The sequence below is a fragment of the Streptomyces cupreus genome (assembly GCF_014257025.1).
In the GTDB taxonomy this organism is placed as follows: Bacteria; Actinomycetota; Actinomycetes; order Streptomycetales; family Streptomycetaceae; genus Streptomyces; species Streptomyces cupreus.
On sequence record NZ_JACMSF010000001.1, the window covers coordinates 86,001 to 102,871 of the forward strand.

The 16,871-nt window shown below is 70.3% G+C and carries 18 protein-coding genes; 8 read left to right on the forward strand and 10 right to left on the reverse strand.

Features of this window, described 5'->3' with window-relative positions; all coding sequences use genetic code 11:
* Window positions 1-93: 93 nt before the first annotated feature.
* Window positions 94-1,701, forward strand: coding sequence for a peptide-N4-asparagine amidase (locus H4N64_RS00330; RefSeq protein WP_336246604.1), 1,608 nt, complete (start codon window positions 94-96; stop codon window positions 1,699-1,701).
* Window positions 1,702-1,886: 185 nt separating this feature from the next.
* Window positions 1,887-3,224, forward strand: a complete 1,338-nt coding sequence (locus H4N64_RS00335) for a cation:dicarboxylate symporter family transporter (protein WP_186279751.1) — start codon at window positions 1,887-1,889, stop codon at window positions 3,222-3,224.
* A gap of 42 nt (window positions 3,225-3,266) precedes the next feature.
* On the opposite strand, the gene H4N64_RS00340 is transcribed toward H4N64_RS00335, so the two are convergent.
* Window positions 3,267-4,349, reverse strand: coding sequence for an aldo/keto reductase (locus H4N64_RS00340; RefSeq protein ID WP_186279752.1), 1,083 nt, complete (start codon window positions 4,347-4,349; stop codon window positions 3,267-3,269).
* Window positions 4,350-4,490: 141 nt separating this feature from the next.
* On the opposite strand from H4N64_RS00340, the gene H4N64_RS00345 reads away from it, so the two are divergent.
* A complete protein-coding gene (locus tag H4N64_RS00345) occupies window positions 4,491-5,390 on the forward strand; it encodes an AraC family transcriptional regulator N-terminal domain-containing protein (protein WP_186279753.1) in 900 nt (299 codons plus the stop codon).
* A 35-nt stretch (window positions 5,391-5,425) separates the two neighbouring features.
* On the opposite strand, the gene H4N64_RS00350 is transcribed toward H4N64_RS00345, so the two are convergent.
* Window positions 5,426-5,869, reverse strand: coding sequence for a MarR family transcriptional regulator (locus H4N64_RS00350; RefSeq protein WP_186280231.1), 444 nt, complete (start codon window positions 5,867-5,869; stop codon window positions 5,426-5,428).
* A 110-nt stretch (window positions 5,870-5,979) separates the two neighbouring features.
* On the opposite strand from H4N64_RS00350, the gene H4N64_RS00355 reads away from it, so the two are divergent.
* Both H4N64_RS00355 and mltG read left to right on the forward strand, forming a co-directional pair.
* Entirely contained in the window at window positions 5,980-7,782 is a 1,803-nt protein-coding gene (locus H4N64_RS00355) for an ABC transporter ATP-binding protein (protein ID WP_186279754.1), read from the forward strand.
* Window positions 7,783-7,825: 43 nt separating this feature from the next.
* A complete protein-coding gene (gene mltG, locus H4N64_RS00360) occupies window positions 7,826-8,677 on the forward strand; it encodes an endolytic transglycosylase MltG (protein WP_186279755.1) in 852 nt (283 codons plus the stop codon).
* A 12-nt stretch (window positions 8,678-8,689) separates the two neighbouring features.
* Here the strand turns inward: mltG and H4N64_RS00365 are convergent, their stop codons facing one another.
* From H4N64_RS00365 to H4N64_RS46665, 5 genes are all read right to left on the reverse strand, one after another.
* Window positions 8,690-9,760, reverse strand: a complete 1,071-nt coding sequence (locus tag H4N64_RS00365) for an NAD(P)-binding domain-containing protein (protein WP_186279756.1) — start codon at window positions 9,758-9,760, stop codon at window positions 8,690-8,692.
* Window positions 9,761-9,833: 73 nt separating this feature from the next.
* Window positions 9,834-10,844 (reverse strand): ABC transporter substrate-binding protein, encoded by a 1,011-nt coding sequence (locus H4N64_RS00370; RefSeq protein ID WP_186279757.1) that lies wholly within the window; start codon window positions 10,842-10,844, stop codon window positions 9,834-9,836.
* A gap of 24 nt (window positions 10,845-10,868) precedes the next feature.
* Window positions 10,869-11,603, reverse strand: a complete 735-nt coding sequence (locus tag H4N64_RS00375; protein ID WP_186279758.1) for an ABC transporter ATP-binding protein — start codon at window positions 11,601-11,603, stop codon at window positions 10,869-10,871.
* Window positions 11,576-12,451 carry an ABC transporter permease gene (locus tag H4N64_RS00380; protein WP_186279759.1) on the reverse strand — a complete coding sequence of 292 codons (876 nt, stop codon included), beginning with the start codon at window positions 12,449-12,451 and terminating at the stop codon, window positions 11,576-11,578. Before H4N64_RS00380 ends, H4N64_RS00375 begins: the two co-directional genes overlap by 28 nt.
* A gap of 78 nt (window positions 12,452-12,529) precedes the next feature.
* On the reverse strand, window positions 12,530-12,613 hold the full coding sequence (locus H4N64_RS46665; protein ID WP_374222749.1) for a putative leader peptide: 84 nt from the start codon (window positions 12,611-12,613) through the stop codon (window positions 12,530-12,532).
* Between the two features lie 123 nt (window positions 12,614-12,736).
* Here H4N64_RS46665 and H4N64_RS00385 point away from each other — a divergent pair, with 123 nt between their 5' ends.
* Window positions 12,737-13,159 carry a secondary thiamine-phosphate synthase enzyme YjbQ gene (locus H4N64_RS00385; RefSeq protein ID WP_186279760.1) on the forward strand — a complete coding sequence of 141 codons (423 nt, stop codon included), beginning with the start codon at window positions 12,737-12,739 and terminating at the stop codon, window positions 13,157-13,159.
* Window positions 13,160-13,177: 18 nt separating this feature from the next.
* Here H4N64_RS00385 and H4N64_RS00390 read toward each other — a convergent pair whose 3' ends face one another.
* Entirely contained in the window at window positions 13,178-13,768 is a 591-nt protein-coding gene (locus tag H4N64_RS00390) for an SbtR family transcriptional regulator (protein ID WP_186279761.1), read from the reverse strand.
* Window positions 13,769-13,915: 147 nt separating this feature from the next.
* On the opposite strand from H4N64_RS00390, the gene H4N64_RS00395 reads away from it, so the two are divergent.
* A complete protein-coding gene (locus H4N64_RS00395; RefSeq protein WP_186279762.1) occupies window positions 13,916-14,812 on the forward strand; it encodes an alpha/beta hydrolase family protein in 897 nt (298 codons plus the stop codon).
* Between the two features lie 31 nt (window positions 14,813-14,843).
* On the forward strand, window positions 14,844-15,788 hold the full coding sequence (locus H4N64_RS00400) for an NAD-dependent epimerase/dehydratase family protein (RefSeq protein ID WP_186279763.1): 945 nt from the start codon (window positions 14,844-14,846) through the stop codon (window positions 15,786-15,788).
* Between the two features lie 9 nt (window positions 15,789-15,797).
* On the opposite strand, the gene H4N64_RS00405 is transcribed toward H4N64_RS00400, so the two are convergent.
* Both H4N64_RS00405 and H4N64_RS00410 read right to left on the reverse strand, forming a co-directional pair.
* Window positions 15,798-16,637, reverse strand: coding sequence for a thioesterase family protein (locus tag H4N64_RS00405; RefSeq protein WP_186279764.1), 840 nt, complete (start codon window positions 16,635-16,637; stop codon window positions 15,798-15,800).
* Window positions 16,612-16,857, reverse strand: a complete 246-nt coding sequence (locus H4N64_RS00410; protein WP_336246605.1) for an AzlD domain-containing protein — start codon at window positions 16,855-16,857, stop codon at window positions 16,612-16,614. The genes H4N64_RS00405 and H4N64_RS00410 overlap by 26 nt, the downstream gene beginning before the upstream one ends.
* Window positions 16,858-16,871 lie beyond the last annotated feature (14 nt).

Genomic DNA, 16,871 nt, shown 5'->3' on the forward strand with positions numbered 1-16,871 from the left:
CCACGCCGGACCCAGGCGTTCCGGCCGACACGCAAAACGGTCGTGCCGACGCCCCATTGCGCCGCCCCCGAACACCCCCGTAGAACACGCGACATGAAGAGACGGATCGTCATGTCCATGCTCGCCGGAGCGACCCTCCTCGCGAGCACCCTCCTCGGAACCAACCCCGCGTCCGCCCAACAAGCAGACGTCCCCGCCGAGTTCGGCTCGGACTGGCACGACCCGGTCACCGCCGCCCCGCCGGTCACCGCCCCGGACACCAGGTCCTGCCAAGTGCCCCTGGCGGAGGCGCAGTTCCGCGACTTCACGCCGTATCTGGGCACGTACACCCCGCCCGACGACTGCGGCGACCGCTGGAACAAGGTCGTGCTGCGCCTGGACGGCAAGGTCAAGGGCCGCCAGTACGACCGCCTCGGCCATGTGAGCGTGGGCGGCGTCGAGATCTTCCGTACCTCGACCCCGCAGCCCTCGCCGGACGGCATCGAATGGTCCGTCGAGAAGGACGTCACGCGCTACAGCGACACCCTCCGCGAGCGTCAGGACGTCGAGATGCTCATCGGCAATGTCGTCGATGACACCTACACCGGCATCATCGACGTGAAGGTGACCCTCACCTTCTACACCGGCAAGGTCGCCCGCACCCCCGACCGCGTCCTCCCCCTGACCGACGGCACCACCCTCACCACCCCGCGCAACAGCGAGCGCATCGTCGCCGAGGTGTACGCCACCGGATCCGGCGGAGGTTGTGAGGAGTACTGGTACCTCACGGTGCCCGACTCCGCGCCGTACTCCTGCCAGGCCGCCGACGGCCCCTACCGCGAGGTGCAGATCAGGGTGGACGGCCGACTGGCCGGCGTCGCCGCGCCGTTCCCGCACGTGTGGACCGGCGGCTGGTCCAATCCCTTCCTCTGGTACGTCGTTCCGGGCCCGCGCGCCTTTGATGTGAAGCCGATCGAATACGACCTGACGCCGTTCGCCGGGATCCTCAACGACGGCCGACCGCACGACGTCCAGGTCTCCGTCGCCGGACTGCCCGAGGGCCGCCCCGGCTGGAGCGCCCCCGTGAACATCCTCGTCTGGCAGGACGAGGGCCGCGCACAGGTCACCGGCGCGCTCACCGCGCACCACGACGAGGGTCTCGCCAACTCCTCGGCCCACATGCCCGGTTCGGAGCACCGGGTGGACACCGAGAGCGGGCACCGGCTGACCGTCGCCGGATACGTCGACACCTCGCACGGCCGGGTGACGACGACCGTCCGCCGCTCGCTGGCGCACACCTCCGCCCATCGCTGGACCGACGGCGAGACCATGGACGCACTCGACGCCACCTGGCGCGACGACGAGTCGGTCACGGTCGACGGACGCGGACCGGTCAGGACGACGCGCACGCAACGGACGTACACGATGGACGGCATCACCACGCTCGGCGCGGACGACCGGCTGCGTACCGTGCTGACCCTCGGCGACCGGGCCTCGGCCGTCACCACCGGCGACGGGCGGCGCACCGCCTGGTCGAGGCTCGACGACACCCACACCGGTGACGCGACCTGGACCGTGAACGTGCCCCGCGACCAGCGCCATGCGGTGGGCACATCCAGCGAGCGCTATCGGCTCTACGGCTCGCATGTACCCGGCGGTTGCTATGACCACTTGCTGGCCACCGAGCAGGGCGTGCTGACGGAGGACCGCGAAGTCTGCTGAGCCCCGTGGTGTGCGACGCGTCACGGGAGGCGTGATTTACACGGCTGCAACGCGGCGGTTTTCCCCACGATCAACAGCACGGTCAGAGTGATCGCCACGGAAATCGCTTTCCGTATTGCAGAAGTGCATCGCAGAAGTCCCGTCCCGGCTTCTGCGCGCCGCCGCTCGTCCCCCAAGGAGTGCCCGTGCCGCCGCCCGTCCCGTCTCTGCCGCGACGCGTCGCACGCACACTGCGTACCTCTCTCTTCGCACAGGTCACCTGCGCGCTCGTGCTCGGCATCGCCGTCGGCAAGCTGTGGCCCGGCTTCGCCGCCGAACTCCAGCCGCTCGGCGACGGGTTCACCCGGCTCATCAAGACGATCATCTCGCCGCTGGTGTTCTGCGTGGTGGTCGTCGGCATCGCGAAGGCCGGTGACCTCAAGGCCTTCGGCCGGATCGGGCTCAAGGCGCTGATCTGGTTCGAGGTCGCGAGCACCCTCGCGCTGCTGATCGGGCTGCTCGCCGCCAACGTTGTCCAGCCCGGCTCGGGGATGAACGTCGACCCGGCGAGCCTCGACTCCTCGGCGGTGGACGCGAAGACCGGCGGCGGTTCGCTGCCGTCGACGACCGAGTTCGTCCTCAACGCGCTGCCCACCAGTTTCATCGGCGCCTTCGCCGAGAACTCTCTGCTCCAAGTCCTCATCCTGGCCTGTCTGGTGGGCGCGGCGCTGCTGCACCTCGGCCGCACCAAGGTGCCGCAGGTGCTGCCCGCCATCGAGCAGGCCCAGGAGATCATCTTCGCGATCGTCGGCTTCGTGATGCGTCTTGCCCCGATCGCGGTGTTCGGCGCGATGGCCGTCCTGATCGGCCAGTACGGCCTCGGCGTGATCGAGACCTACGCCAAGCTGATCATCCTGTGCTACGCGGCGGCCGCGTTCTTCATCGCGCTGCTCGCCCTCGCGCTCAAGGCGCTCACCGGCCTGAGCCTGTGGAAGTTCCTGCGCTACATCCGCGAGGAGATGCTCCTCGCGCTCGGCACCGCCTCGACCGAGTCCGTCATGCCGCGTGTGATGCAGAAGCTGCGGGGGGCCGGTGCCCGCGATGACGCCGTCGGCCTGGTGCTGCCCACCGGCTACTCCTTCAACCTCGACGGCGCCTCGCTCTATCTGTCCATCGGCACGCTGTTCATCGCCCAGGCCGTGGGCGTCGACCTCAGTCTCGGCCAGCAGATCACCGTGGTCCTGGTGCTGATGCTGACCAGCAAGGGCATGGCGGGCATCCCCGGTTCGGCCTTCCTCGCCCTGTCCGCCACCGCTTCCTCGCTCGGCGCGATCCCGGCCGGCGCCGTCGCCCTGCTGCTGGGCGTGGACCGGATCATGGACTCGATGCGCGTGGTGACGAACCTGCTCGGCAACTGCGTCGCCGTGTTCGCGGTGTCCCGGTGGGAGGGGGCGCTGGACATGGACAAGGCGAAGAAGGTGCTGGACGGGGAGGAACCCGTACCGGCGCAGACAGCCAAGGAGCCCGTCTCCGAGGCCAGTTGACGAGCGTACGGCCGCCACCCGGAGTGGCGGCCGTACGCCGGCTCAGTACCGGACATCACTCTGCAGCAGCGGCGGATACACCATCGACGTCTCCCCGTCGACCGTCGCCCCCGCGAACTGCAGCATCGCGCTGAGCGAACCATGCATGGGCGCCGGATAGTTCAGCTCCGGCGCCGACACCTTGTCCAGCGTGTCGAGCTGTTCCGGCGTCAGCCGCACCTCCAGCCCCGCGAGGTTGGATTCCAGATGCTCCACCCGCCGGGCCCCGACGATCGGTACGACCGTCCCCGCCCGCGCCCGCAGCCATGCCAGCGACACCGCCGCCGACGAGGTCCCCCACTCGTCCGCGATCGCGGCGACGGCGTCGATCACCTCGTACTCCCGCTCGCTGGGGCCGCCGACGAAGGCCGCGCGGGCGGAGTCGGTGACCTGGGTGCCGCGTCGGTACTTGCCGGAGAGGAAGCCGTTCTTCAGCGGGCTCCACGGCACCAGCGCCATGCCCTGGTCCTGGGCCAGCGGGGCGAGTTCGCCCTCGACGGTGCGGGCCAGTAGGGAGTACTCGACCTGGAGGGCGATCAGCGGGGTCCAGCCCTTGAGTTGTGCCATGGTCTGGGCCTGGGCGGTGAGCCAGGCGGGGGTGTTGGAGAAGCCGATGTAGCGGATCTTGCCGGCGCGCACGAGGTCGTCCAGGGTGCGCAGGGTCTCCTCGATCGGGGTGTGGCGGTCCCAGTTGTGCAGCCAGTACAGGTCGAGATGGTCGGTGCGCAGTCGGCGCAGCGTCTCGTGGAGCTGGGCGATGATCGACGCGCGGCCCGCGCCGCCGCCGTTGGGGTCGCCGGGGAAGAGGTTGCCGAAGAACTTCGAGGCCAGGACGACGTGCTCGCGCCGGCCCGGACGCGCGGCGAACCAGTCGCCCAGGATCTTCTCCGAGTGGCCGTTGGTGTAGAAGTTCGCGGTGTCGATGAAGTTCCCGCCATGGTCGAGGTAGGTCGCGAGGATCTTCTCGGACTCCTCGACGCTGCATCCGGCGGCGCCGGGATCCTCGCCGAAGGTCATGGCGCCGAGGGCGAAGGGGCTGACGCGGAGGCCGGAGCGGCCGAGGGTGACATAGTTATCGAGCGGCATGATCGTGCTCCTTCGATGGTGGAACGGACATCACCATGGAAGCGCTGAATCGCAGGTCAGCGGTAGAACGATCCGCCTGAGCTCTTGCACGATCCTCCCGATCTGGCTCGGATTGGGCTCGTCGGACCAATACAGTGAAGTGTGCGCACAGCAGAAGGCCTCCTCGACGAGATCCGCGGCATCATCGCGACCCACGCCGGCCCGGACCCGCACACCCCGGTCCCCGGGCTGCTGCTGTCCCGGGTGGAGACGTCGGAGCCGGACTACTCGCTGACCGAGCCGCTGCTGGTCGTGATGGCGCAGGGCGGCAAGCGCCTCATGCTCGGCGAGCAGGTGCACGAGTACCGGGCGGGGCAGTGCCTGGTGGTCACCGCGGATCTGCCGGTCACCGGTCACTTCATGGGCGCGAGCCGACAGATGCCGGCGCTCGGCATGGGGCTGGTGCTGCGCCCGGCCGCCGTGGCCCCGCTGCTGCTGGAGACACCCCCGGCACCCCGGGTGTCCCCGCCCGCGCTCGCCACCGGCGACGCCGGAGTCGACCTGCTCGATGCCGTGGCCCGCCTGCTACGACTCCTCGACCACCCGACGGACGTGCCCGTCCTGGCCCCGCTGATCGAGCGGGAGATCATCTGGCGGCTGCTCACCGGCCCCTACGGCGCGATGGTCCGCCAGATCGGCCGGGCCGACAGCGCACTGGCCTACGTCGTCCGGGCCATCCGCTGGATCCGCGAGAACTACGCCGAACCGATGCGCATCGAGGAGCTCGCCCGGCTCACCGGGATGAGCACCTCGGCCTTCCACCGCAACTTCCGTGCCGTCACGGCGATGAGCCCGCTGCAGTTCCAAAAGCGCATCCGCCTCCAGGAGGCCCGTTCGCTGCTGGTCGCCCGCCCGGGCGATGTCGCCGGGGTCGGGCATCTCGTCGGCTACGACAGCCCCTCGCAGTTCAACCGTGAGTACCGCCGCCTGTTCGGCGTACCGCCCGGCCAGGACGCCGCCCGCCTGCGCGCGGCCACTACGCCCGTACGGCAGTTGCCCTGACCCTCAGCAGGCCCCGCCCGTACCGCAGTTGACGCTCAGCAACCCGGTCCGCCGTCCACCAGGGTGTCCAGCAGCCCGCCGAGCACCTCGCGCTGGTCGTCCGTGAGCGGCGCGAGGATCTCCTGAGCCGCCGACCTGCGTGCCCCGTGCAACTGCTGTAGCGCCTTGAGTCCGTCCTCGGTGAGCTCGATCCGGATCACCCGTCGGTTCGTCGGATCCGGCACCCGGCGCACCTTGCCGCTCGCCTCCAGCCCGTCGACCAGCGAGGTGACTGCTCGCGGGACCACTTCCAGACGCTCGGCGAGGTCGGCCATCCTCGGCGGCGAGGGGTAGTGCGCGAGGGTGCGCAGCAGCCGGGACTGGGCCGGGGTGACGCCCAGCCCTGACTGCTCGATGTGCCGCTTCTGGATCCGGTGCACACGCCGGGTGAACCGCAGCAGTTGCTCGGCGAGCGCGCCGTCGGGATCGGGGGTGCCCACGGGATCGGGGGTGGTCATGCGGGAACAATATCAGGACCAAGCTCATTGTGAGCATAGGTAACAATGAGCTAAGCTCCGTCAGTCCCGTCCTCACCCCTCCGTAGGAGCCCATGCATCCCGATCACGAACCCGCCTGGACACCGCCGGCCGATGCCGAAGAGCAGCCCCGGCAGGTGCGCCGCATCCTGCGTCTGTTCCGTCCCTACCGCGGCCGCCTCGCCGTCGTCGGCCTGCTGGTCGGCGCCGCCTCGCTGGTGTCCGTCGCCACCCCTTTCCTGCTGAAGGCGATCCTCGACGTCGCCATCCCCGAGGGCCGCACCGGGCTGCTCAGCCTGCTCGCCCTGGGCATGATCCTCAGCGCCGTGCTCACCAGCGTCTTCGGCGTCCTGCAGACCCTGATCTCCACCACCGTCGGCCAGCGCGTCATGCACGACCTGCGCACCGCCGTCTACGGCCGCCTCCAGCGCATGTCGCTCGCCTTCTTCACCCGGACCCGCACCGGCGAGGTGCAGTCCCGCATCGCGAACGACATCGGCGGCATGCAGGCCACCGTCACCTCCACCGCCACCTCGCTGGTCGCCAACTTCACCAGCGTGGTCGCCACGATCATCGCGATGCTCGTCCTCGACTGGCGGCTGACGGCTGTCTCGCTGCTGCTGCTCCCGGTGTTCGTGTGGATCAGCCGCCGGGTCGGCAACGAACGCAAGAGGATCACCACCCAGCGCCAGAAGCAGATGGCCGCGATGGCCGCCACGGTCACCGAGTCGCTCTCCGTCAGCGGCATCCTGCTGGGCCGCACGATGGGCCGCTCCGACTCCCTCACCCAGTCCTTCGCGGTGGAGTCCGAGGGACTCGTCGACCTGGAAGTGCGCTCCAACATGGCAGGACGCTGGCGCATGGCCGTGATCACGATCGTCATGGCCGCGATGCCCGCCGTCATCTACTGGACCGCCGGCCTCGCCCTCCAGATGGGCGGCCCCGAGGTCTCCATCGGCACCATCGTCGCCTTCGTCTCGCTCCAACAGGGCCTGTTCCGCCCGGCCGTCAGCCTGCTCGGCACCGGCGTCCAGATCCAGGCCTCGCTCGCCCTGTTCCAGCGCATCTTCGAGTACCTCGACCTGCCCATCGACATCAACGAACCCCAACACCCGGTCCACCTCGACAAGATCAGGGGCGAGGTCCGCTTCGAGAACGTCGAGTTCCGCTACGACGGTGAAGGCGCCCCCATCCTCGACGGCGTCGACATCACCGTGCCCGCCGGCGGCTCTCTCGCGGTCGTCGGCCCGACCGGCGCCGGCAAGTCCACGCTCGGCCATCTGGTGCCGCGGCTGTACGACGTGACCGGCGGCCGGGTCACCCTCGACGGGGTCGACGTGCGCGACCTGGACTTCGACACCCTGGCCCGGGCGGTCGGCGTCGTCTCGCAGGAGACGTACCTCTTCCACGCCTCGGTCGCCGACAACCTGCGCTTCGCCAAGCCGGACGCCAGCGACGAGGAGCTCCACGAGGCGGCGAAGGCGGCGCAGATCCACGACCACATCGCGTCACTGCCCGAGGGCTACGACACCGTGGTCGGCGAGCGCGGTTACCGCTTCTCCGGCGGCGAGAAGCAGCGTCTGGCCATCGCCCGCACCATCCTGCGCGACCCGCCGGTGCTGATCCTCGACGAGGCGACCAGCGCCCTGGACACCCGTACCGAACGGGCGGTGCAGGAAGCCATCGACGCGCTTTCGGCCGACCGCACCACGCTCACCATCGCGCACCGTCTGTCCACCATTCGGGGCGCCGACCAGATCGTGGTCCTGGACTCCGGGCGGACCGCCGAACGCGGCACGCACGAGGAACTGTTGGAGCGGGACGGACGGTATGCGGCGCTGGTCCGCCGGGACGCCCGACTGGAGCCGACAAGATGAAGATATGCCGGGTTTATGAGCTTTAGCGGGTTACCGTGCCCGCATGCACATGAACACTCCGTCACGGAACACGATTCGACTGACGCGCCGGGGCCGAATCGCCCTCATCGCGACCGGGGCCGTCGTGGCCGGCACCGCCGTGGCGGTGCCGCTGCTGAGCCTGGGCAGCGAGGGCGAGGAGAAGCCCACCACCCTGGTGATCCCCGAGGGCCGGCGGTCCGGCCAGGTCTACGAGGCCGTCGACAAGGCGCTCGCCCTGCCCGCGGGCACCACCAAGAAGTCCCTGGCCAAGGCGAATCTGAAGCTGCCGAACGACGCCGAGGGCAACCCGGAGGGCTACCTCTTCCCGGCGACATACCCCCTGGAACAGAACGGCAAGAAGACGACGCCCGAGCAGCTGCTGTCATCCATGGTCGACACCGCCAACAAGACGTTCAACGGCGCCCCGATCGCCGCGGGCGCCCAGCGCAACGCCATGAACGTCTATCAGGCGGTCACCATCGCGAGCATCATCCAGGCCGAGGCGGCCACCAAGGCCGACATGGGCAAGGTGGCCCGGGTCCTCTTCAACCGGCTGGAGCGCGGTATGCCGCTCCAGATGGACTCCACCCTCAACTACGCCCTCAACCGCTCGACACTGAAGACCACGGCGGCCGACACCCGGATCGACAGCCCCTACAACTCGTACCAGCGCATGGGGCTGCCTCCGACCCCGATCGGCAACCCGGGCGAGGACGCGGTGCGCGCCGCGATCAGCCCCACCCCGGGCGACTGGCTGTACTTCGTCACGGTCAAGCCCGGCGACACCCGCTTCACCGCCGACTATGCCGAGCACCAGCGCAATGTCGCCGAGTTCAACCGCAATCAGCGCAGCTCGTCGCCGAAGGCGAAGTGACCGGGCGGGACATCACGCGGCGACCGGCTGCTCCTTGGCCAGCAGCCGCCTGATGTCCCGTACGGCCGCGCGGCCCGCGCGGTTGGCGCCGATGGTGCTCGCCGAGGGACCGTAGCCGACGAGGTGGATCCGCGGATCGGCGACCGCTCGCGTCCCCTCGATCCGGATCCCGCCGCCCGGCTCGCGCAGCTTCAGCGGTGCCAGATGGTCGATGGCGGCCCGGAACCCGGTCGCCCACAGGATGACGTCGGCCTCCACGCGCCGGCCGTCGGCCCACTGCACGCCCTCAGCAGTGATCCGGTCGAACATGGGCTGCCGGTCGAGCACCCCGTCCGCGAGGCCCTGCCGGATAGCGTCGTTGAGGGGCAGGCCCGTGACCGACACCACGCTCTTCGGCGGCAGCCCCTGCCGCACCCGCTCCTCGACGAGCGCCACCGCCGAGCGGCCCGCGTCCTCGTCGAAGGGCCCCTCGCGGAAGACCGGGGGCCGCCGGGTGACCCAGGTGGTGGCCGCCGCGTAGGGGGCGATCTCCAGCAGGTGCTGCGTCCCGGACGCGCCCCCGCCCACCACGACGACTCGCAGCCCCGCGAACTCCTCGGGCCCCGGGTACTGCGCGGTGTGCAACTGCCGCCCGCGGAAGGTCTCCTGGCCGGGGTAGCGGGGCCAGAACGGGCGGTCCCAGGTGCCGGTGGCGTTGATCAGCGCCCGGGTCGACCAGACCCCGGCCGAGGTCTCGACCAGCAGCCGCCCGCCGTCGCCCTCACGTACCGCCCTCACATCCACCGGCCGCCGCACCTTCAGATCGAAGGCGCGCTCGTAGTCGGCGAAGTACTCGGCGATCACGTCGGCGGACGGCCGCGCCGGATCGGCCCCGGCCAGCTCCATGCCGGGCAGCGCGTGCATCCCGTGCACCTTGCCGTACGTCAGCGAAGGCCACCGGTACTGCCAGGCGCCGCCCGGGCCGGGGGAGTGGTCCAGTACGACGAAGTCGCGCTCCGGCTCGAACCCGGTGCGGCGCAGGTGATAGGCGCCGGCGAGGCCTGCCTGCCCGGCGCCTATGACGACTACCTCGGTATTGTTCACGTTTCCACTAACTCCACCGAGGCCGTAGATCTTCCCGAGCGGCTACCGTCCGGACCGTCAGGTCAGGACCGGGTCAGGACGCCTCCGTGGTGGAGGGCGGCAGGTCGCCGTTGTAGCGCTTGTCCACGAAGTCGGCGAAGTCGACCTTCTTCGGGATCAGCTTCAGCTCGGTGAAGGTGTCGGCGATCTCCTGCTCGGAGGCGATGAGCGGCTCGTCGATCGCGACCGGGATCCGGGTGGCGTTGGTCCGCCGTACCGAGGCCAGCGCGACCTCGTAGGGCAGCCCGGTGTCCTTCGCCCAGACCTCGGCCCACTCCTCCTGATGGTCGTGCACCCACGCCGTGGCGCGCCGCAGCCGCTTCAGGTAGTCCTCGATGGCGGCGGCCTTCTTCTTGTCCTGCAGCGCGGCGGGAGCCGCCGCCTGGAAGGTCAGCCCGTTGGTGACTCCCTCGCCGGTCGTCAGGATCCGCCCCTGCTCGGCCTGGAGGACCTGAGAGGTGTACGGGTCCCACACAGCCCACGCGTCGACCTTGCCGGAGGTGAACGCGGCGAGCGCGTCGGCCGGTTGCAGATACTTCACGTCGACATCGCTGAGACTGAGCCCGGCCGCCTGCAGTGAGGCGACCAGCTGATAGTTGGCGGAGGACCCCTGCGCCACCGCGATGGACCGCCCCTTGAGCTGCTCGGTCTTCGTCAGCTTCGAGTCATTGGGTACGAGGATGGTGTCGCCCTTGGACGTGCCGTGGAAGGCGGCCACCACCTTGATCTTCGAGCCGGCGCCCGCCGCGAAGACCGGCGGGGTGTTGCCGACACCGCCGATGTCGACGGCCTTGGCGTTGACGGCTTCGAGCAGCGGCGGGCCGGACGCGAAGGTCGACCACTTGATCTTGTAGTCGAGGTTCTTCAGCTCACCCGCGGCGCGCAGGATGGCTTCCGAACCGCCCTTCTGGTCACCCACGTCGAGCGTGAGGGAGCCCTGGCCGTCGGTGTCCGTGGAGGTCGAGGCGGCCGAGTTCCCGCCGCACGCGGTGAGCAGGAGGGCGAAGGGGAGGAGCAGAGCGGCGGGGACGAGGCGTCGTCGCATGGTGGTTCCGTTCTCGGGGACGGTTCAGGCGGCCTCGGCGCCGAGGCGCCGAAGGAGTCCGGCGCGCAGTTCGGCGAACCTGGGGTCGGTGATGTCACGGGGCCGGTCGAGGTCGATGCGCTGCTCGTGGGCGATGACACCGTCGTCCATCAAGAGCACCCGATCGGCGAGGAGTACGGCCTCCTCGACGTCGTGCGTGACGAGCAGCACCGCGCAGCCGCGCCGCTGCCACAACTCCCCGACGAGCCGCTGCGCCGTGATGCGGGTCAGCGCGTCGAGCGCGCCGAACGGCTCGTCGAGCAGCAGCAGATCGGGTTCCCGCACCAACGCCCGGGCCAGCGAGGCGCGTTGGGCCTCGCCGCCGGAGAGGGTCTTGGGCCAGGCGGTCGTACGGTGGCCGAGGCCGACCTCGTCGAGGGCGCGCTCGGCGAGGGCACGTTCGGGCTTGCCGGGCAGTCCGAGCAGTACGTTGCGCCAGACTCGCTTCCACGGCATCAGGCGGGGTGCCTGGAAGGCGACGGCCTTGCGGCGCGGCACCAGCACGGTGCCCTCGATGTCGCGGTCGAGTCCGGCGAGGATGCGCAGCAGTGTGGACTTGCCGCAGCCGCTGCGGCCGAGGAGGGCGACGAACTCGCCGGGCCGGATGTCGAGTCGGAGCCGGTCGATGACGGGACGGCCGTCGAAGGAGCGGGTCAGCCCCTCGACACGCACGGCGTGCGCGGCCTTGGTGGTCACCGGCCGGTGAACGTCGGTCGCCATTGCAGCAGCAGCCTTTCGAGGGTACGGACGACGAGGTCGGCGAGCAGGCCGAGGAAGGCGTAGACGATGAGGCAGACGACGATCACGTCGGTCCGCAGGAAGTCCCGTGCCTGGACCATGAGGAACCCGATGCCGGAGTCCGCGTTGACCTGCTCCGCGAAGACGAGGGCGAGCCAGGCGATGCCGAGGGAGTAGCGCAGTCCGGTCAGGGCACCGGGCAGCGCCCCCGGCAGCACGACATGCCGCACCAGACCCCACCGCGAGAGCCCGAGCGACTCCCCGGCCTCGATCAACTGGGCGTCCACGCCGCGGATTCCGGCGTAGACATTGAGGTAGAGCGGGAAAGTGACGCCCAGGGTGATGATGGCGACCTTCGGGGCCTCCCCGATCCCGAACCAGATGATGAAGAGCGGGATGAGCCCGACGAATGGCACGGTCCGCAGCATCTGGACCGGCGCGTCCACGAGATCCTCGCCGATCCTGAACAGCCCCGAGACCAGGGCGAGTCCGGTGCCGATGACGGTCCCGAGCAGCAGCCCGCCCGCGACGCGCTGAAGGGAGGTGCCCATGGCGGAGGTGAGTGACCCGTCGCCGATCAGATCGGCGCCCACTTCGGCGATCCGGCCGGGCGAGGCGAGGATGTCGGGGGCCAATGCGCCGGTGCCGCTGAGGAGTTGCCACAGGGCGAGCAGAAGCAGGGGCCCGGTGGTGCGGCGGAGCCAGCGGGGGAGGTGGGGGCGGCGGGAGGAGGCGGGCAGGACGGGGACGAGATCGAGTGCGGGATCAGGGCCGGATACAGGGGATATATCCGCCTTGTCAGGGCTGGGTGGGGCGTGGCTGATGCTCATGGAGTGCTCCACAGGCGAAGAGCGGGCGACGAGGCGGGGAACGCGCCTCGGCACGCACGAGAGAATCGGGGAAGGGCGTCAGCGACCGCGGCGACACGCGGCGGAGGCCACCCGCAGCAGGTCGATATGACCGCGCGTGGTGAGCAGGGCTGAACACAACATGCGGCCGACCGTAATGAGGTGCCGTTGCCCTGGTCAACGGGCGCCCGCCGAACTTCATGCGGGTGTCACACTCGCGCGGCGACCTGCCGGACTCCGACCGCCGGATGAAGGAGGATGGAAGGCATGTCAGACGCCTTCACCACCCGAGTTCTGCAGATCGCCTCCGGCTCCCAGGAGACGGTCGTCGACCTCACCCGCGACTGTGAGGCCTTCCTCAGGGAGGCGGCCGCGGGCCGCGACGGCCTGTTGAACATCTTCGTCCCCCACGCCACGGCCGGCATCGCCGTCATCGAAACGGGCTCGGGCAGCGACGACGACCTCCTGGCCGCCCTGCACACCCTGCTCCCCGCCGACGACCGCTGGCAGCACCGCCACGGCAGCCCCGGCCACGGCCGCGACCACGTCCTCCCGGCCATGGTGCCCCCACACGCGACACTTCCGGTGCTGAACGGGCGCCTGGAGCTGGGGACCTGGCAGTCGGTGTGCCTGGTCGACACCAACCGCGACAACCCGAACCGGCAGGTGCGGTTGAGTTTCCTGGGCTGAACGGGGCCGTCCGCCGCGTCAGTTCGGTCGGCGCAGTCCCGCGACGAGGAGCTTGACCAGTCGCCGGGCGTCGTAGCGGGGGTCGCTGTCGGCGCCGACGCAGAGGTTTCCGATGCCGCGCATGAGGTGGTAGGCGTCGAGGTCGTCGCGGATCTCGCCGGCGGCGGCCGCGGCGTCGAGGAGTTCGGTGCAGACCGGCAGGAGGCGTTCGAGGAAGTAGGCGTGCAGCGCCTCGAAGCCCGCGGTGTCGGACTGCATCGCGGCGGCCAGGCCGTGCTTGGTGACCAGGAAGTCCACGAAGAGGTCCACCCACTGCTCCAGGGCGGCGTGCGGAGTCGGGCCCGCCGCCAGCAGGGCCGGGCCCGCCTCGGCGCAGGTGTCGACCTGGTGACGGTAGACGGCGATCACCAGGTCCGCCCGCGTGGGGAAGTGGCGGTAGACCGTGCCCACCCCGACGCCCGCCTTCGCCGCGATGTCGCGTACCGGCGCCTCCACGCCCGAGGTGACGAAGACCGCGGCCGCCGCGTCCAGCAGGGTCTGCTGATTGCGCCGGGCGTCCTTGCGCTTGGACCCGGCCGAGCTTCCCGGGTTCCTGCCGCTGTCGCTCACCGCGGCACTCCTTCCATGCACAGCCTTGGACAACCTTGAAAAGCGGAACAGTGTTCCGTATCGTAAGTGGAGCAAGGTTCCGTTTCATCCATGATGGCAGACCGGAAGACCAGCAGCCATGCCCCGCCCCGAACGGAAGGCACTTCCATGTCCACAGTCATATCCGCGAAGCCCGTCCTCCTGGCCACCCCGGGCCGCGGTGAGGACCTCCAGGTCCGTGTGTCCGCCCCCGCGACCGGCTGCGGTCTGCCCGTCGTCGTCTTCTCGCACGGCTACGGCTGGTCGATGAACGGCTATGCCCCGCTGGCGGACCACTGGGCGGCACACGGCTTCGTGGTCGTCCAGCCGACTCACCTTGATTCCCGGACCCTTGGCATCCCCGCCGAGGACCCCCGTACTCCGCGCATGTGGCGCTTCCGCATCGAGGACCTCACACGCGTACTGGACGGACTCGACGCCCTGGAGGCCTCCGTGCCGGGACTCGATGGGCGCCTCGACCGCGACCGCATCGCCGTCGCCGGCCACTCCTGGGGAGCCCAGACGGCGAGCGCGCTGCTGGGAGCGCGCGTCCTCGGCCCCGACGGCGTACCCGGCGAGGACATGTCCGACCCCCGCGTCAAGGCGGGAGTCCTGCTGGCCCTGACCGGCCTCGGCGACGACCTGACCCCCTTCGCCGCCGAGCACTTCCCCTTCATGAAGCCGTCGTTCGCCACGATGACCACGCCGGCCCTGATCGTCGCCGGGGACAACGACCAGTCCCACCTGTCCACCCGCGGACCGGACTGGTTCACCGACCCCTACACCTACAGCCCCAGCGACAAGAGCCTGCTCACCCTGTTCGGCGCCGAGCACTCCCTCGGGGGCATCCCCGGATACGAGGTCGCCGAGACGACGGACGAGAGTCCCGCACGCGTCGCCCTGCTCCAGCGGCTCACCACCGCCTACCTCCGCAGCGCCCTCCTCGGCGAGGACACCGACTGGAAGGCGGCGGCCACCGCGCTGGAGGCGGACCCCGCCCCGCTCGGGAACCTGCGGAGCAAGTGAGAAGCCCGTCCACCACCTGAAAGGACATGCGATGATCCTCGTCACCGGAGGTCTCGGCTTCATCGGATCCCACACCGTGCGCGCTCTGCTCGACCTGGGCGAGGACTGCGTCGTGGTCCAGCGCAGCGTCCGTGAACTCCCGGCCGTACTCGCCGGAACACGGGTGGCGGTGGAGCGGGCGGACATCGCCGACCGCGAGGCACTGCTCGCCGTCGGCCGCCGTCACGCCATCACCGGCATCGTGCATCTCGCCGGGTCCTACCCCTGGCCTCCCGTCCCCGAGGCGCCGGTTGAAGCGACCCGGCAGGCTCTCGACGGGCTGCTGAACATCGCACAGGCGGCGCAGGACTGGGGCGTACGGCGGCTCGGCCTCGCCAGCACGATCGGCGTCTACGGCGGCGCCGACCACGACGCACCGCTGCGCGAGGACGCCCCGCTGTCGATGAGTGCCCCCGTCTCGATCCCCACGTTCAAGAAGGTGGGCGAACTGCTCGGCGGATTCCTCGCCGACACCACGGGCATCGACATCGTCAACTACCGCATCTCCGGCACCTGGGGCCCGCTCGGCCACCGCGACCCGTTCTTCGCCGCGCCCGCCCTCGTCCACGCCGCCGCCCGAGGCACCGCCCCGGACCTCTCCCACCTCATGGGACCGGCCTTCGCCGAGGACGGGCTCGACCTCGCCTATGTGAAGGACACCGGCAGGGCGATCGCCCTTCTTCAGCTCGCGGACAAGTTGAACCACCGTACGTACAACGTCGGTTCGGGCAGGGTCACCACCAACGCCCAGCTCATCGCGGCGATCAGGAAGGTGGTCCCCGACGCCCGGGTCGGCCTCCCCACCGGAGGTGAGGCCTCGCACATGGTCCTCGACATCAGCCGCCTGGCCGAGGACACCGGCTACCGGGCCGAGTACGACACCGAGCGGGCCGCCGCCGACTACATCGCGTGGCTGCGCGCGGGCCACGCCGGCTGAACAGGCGGCTCATGTCCCCGGCCGGGGGCGGACGGTGAGGATCTGCTGGGCCTGGCCCACCGGGCCGTGGACGTCGTGCAGGACCGTGCTGGTGAGGCCCTGGCCGGAGGGGCCGAAGGTGACCGTGGCGTCCAGTCCCGTCCAGGGACCGCGTGGCTGCCGGTGCAGGTGGACGGTCAGGTCGACGTTGGGGAACATCCACGCCGTGGGCGGCTGCCGTACGGCGATGCCGTTGGCGGTGTCGACGAGGGCGAGATACGACGCGAGCCGGCCGACCGGAACACCGGCGACCAGGTCCAGCGGCGTGGAGATCCAGGCAGCCGTACGGCCCAGCCGGGGCGGTGCGACCGGGCGGACGTCCAGGGAGGCGATGTAGCCGCCGGGCCAGGCGTCGGACATCGGCCAGGTGGCCAGGGACTCGGGGGAGGTGAGACGGTCGTCGGGGCCGCCCGCGACCTCACTGGTGTCCACGGCGGCCAGGAACCAGGCGCGGGCCCTCACCACCGGGCGGCCGGCTATCCGTACGACTGCTTCGACGAGCTCGATGGTCCGGCCGGGGCGCACGGTCGCCACCTCGATCTCGCACTCGTCGAGGGCGAGGCGGCCGAGGATGTCGTAGCTGATCCGGGACAGCAGCAGGCCGTTGTCCCCGGCGGCGGTCCGGTGACGGTCGACGGCGTGGGCGACGAGTCCGCCCAGCGGGCTGAAGTGGATCTCGTCCTGGGCCCAGGCCCCGCCCGCGTGCGTGGTCGGCTTGTAGCGGTGGTCGTCGATGGGCTCGAAGTAGCTGTCGGGCGTCAACGGAGGCTTCTCCAAGTGCTGTTCAGAGGGTGTTGAGAAGGACAACATAGACGGCCGTGCCCGCGCCGACGCTGAGGATGGTGCGGCGGCCGAAGGCGAGGTGGACGGCGCCGGTCACGGCGACCGCGAGCAACGCGTACCAGGTGCCGTGCGGGTCGGCCGTGATCGTGCCGTGCAGTGCGGTCACCGCGAGGATGGCGAGGATGCCGACCGGCATCCACACCGCCAGCCGCCGCACGATCGCCGAGCCGCGCAGTCGGCCCAGCACGGCGAAGGGGACCC

Bases quoted from the DNA above. Each gene is read 5' to 3' on its own strand.
- H4N64_RS00330 (WP_336246604.1), top strand. From the start codon at position 94: ATGAAGAGACGGATCGTCATGTCCATGCTCGCCGGAGCGACCCTCCTC.
- H4N64_RS00340 (WP_186279752.1), bottom strand. From the start codon at position 4,349: ATGCCGCTCGATAACTATGTCACCCTCGGCCGCTCCGGCCTCCGCGTC.
- H4N64_RS00355 (WP_186279754.1), top strand. From the start codon at position 5,980: ATGCATCCCGATCACGAACCCGCCTGGACACCGCCGGCCGATGCCGAA.
- mltG (WP_186279755.1), top strand. From the start codon at position 7,826: ATGCACATGAACACTCCGTCACGGAACACGATTCGACTGACGCGCCGG.
- H4N64_RS00370 (WP_186279757.1), bottom strand. From the start codon at position 10,844: ATGCGACGACGCCTCGTCCCCGCCGCTCTGCTCCTCCCCTTCGCCCTC.
- H4N64_RS00375 (WP_186279758.1), bottom strand. From the start codon at position 11,603: ATGGCGACCGACGTTCACCGGCCGGTGACCACCAAGGCCGCGCACGCC.
- H4N64_RS00380 (WP_186279759.1), bottom strand. From the start codon at position 12,451: ATGAGCATCAGCCACGCCCCACCCAGCCCTGACAAGGCGGATATATCC.
- H4N64_RS46665 (WP_374222749.1), bottom strand. From the start codon at position 12,613: ATGTTGTGTTCAGCCCTGCTCACCACGCGCGGTCATATCGACCTGCTG.
- H4N64_RS00385 (WP_186279760.1), top strand. From the start codon at position 12,737: ATGTCAGACGCCTTCACCACCCGAGTTCTGCAGATCGCCTCCGGCTCC.
- H4N64_RS00395 (WP_186279762.1), top strand. From the start codon at position 13,916: ATGTCCACAGTCATATCCGCGAAGCCCGTCCTCCTGGCCACCCCGGGC.
- H4N64_RS00400 (WP_186279763.1), top strand. From the start codon at position 14,844: ATGATCCTCGTCACCGGAGGTCTCGGCTTCATCGGATCCCACACCGTG.
- H4N64_RS00405 (WP_186279764.1), bottom strand. From the start codon at position 16,637: ATGTTGTCCTTCTCAACACCCTCTGAACAGCACTTGGAGAAGCCTCCG.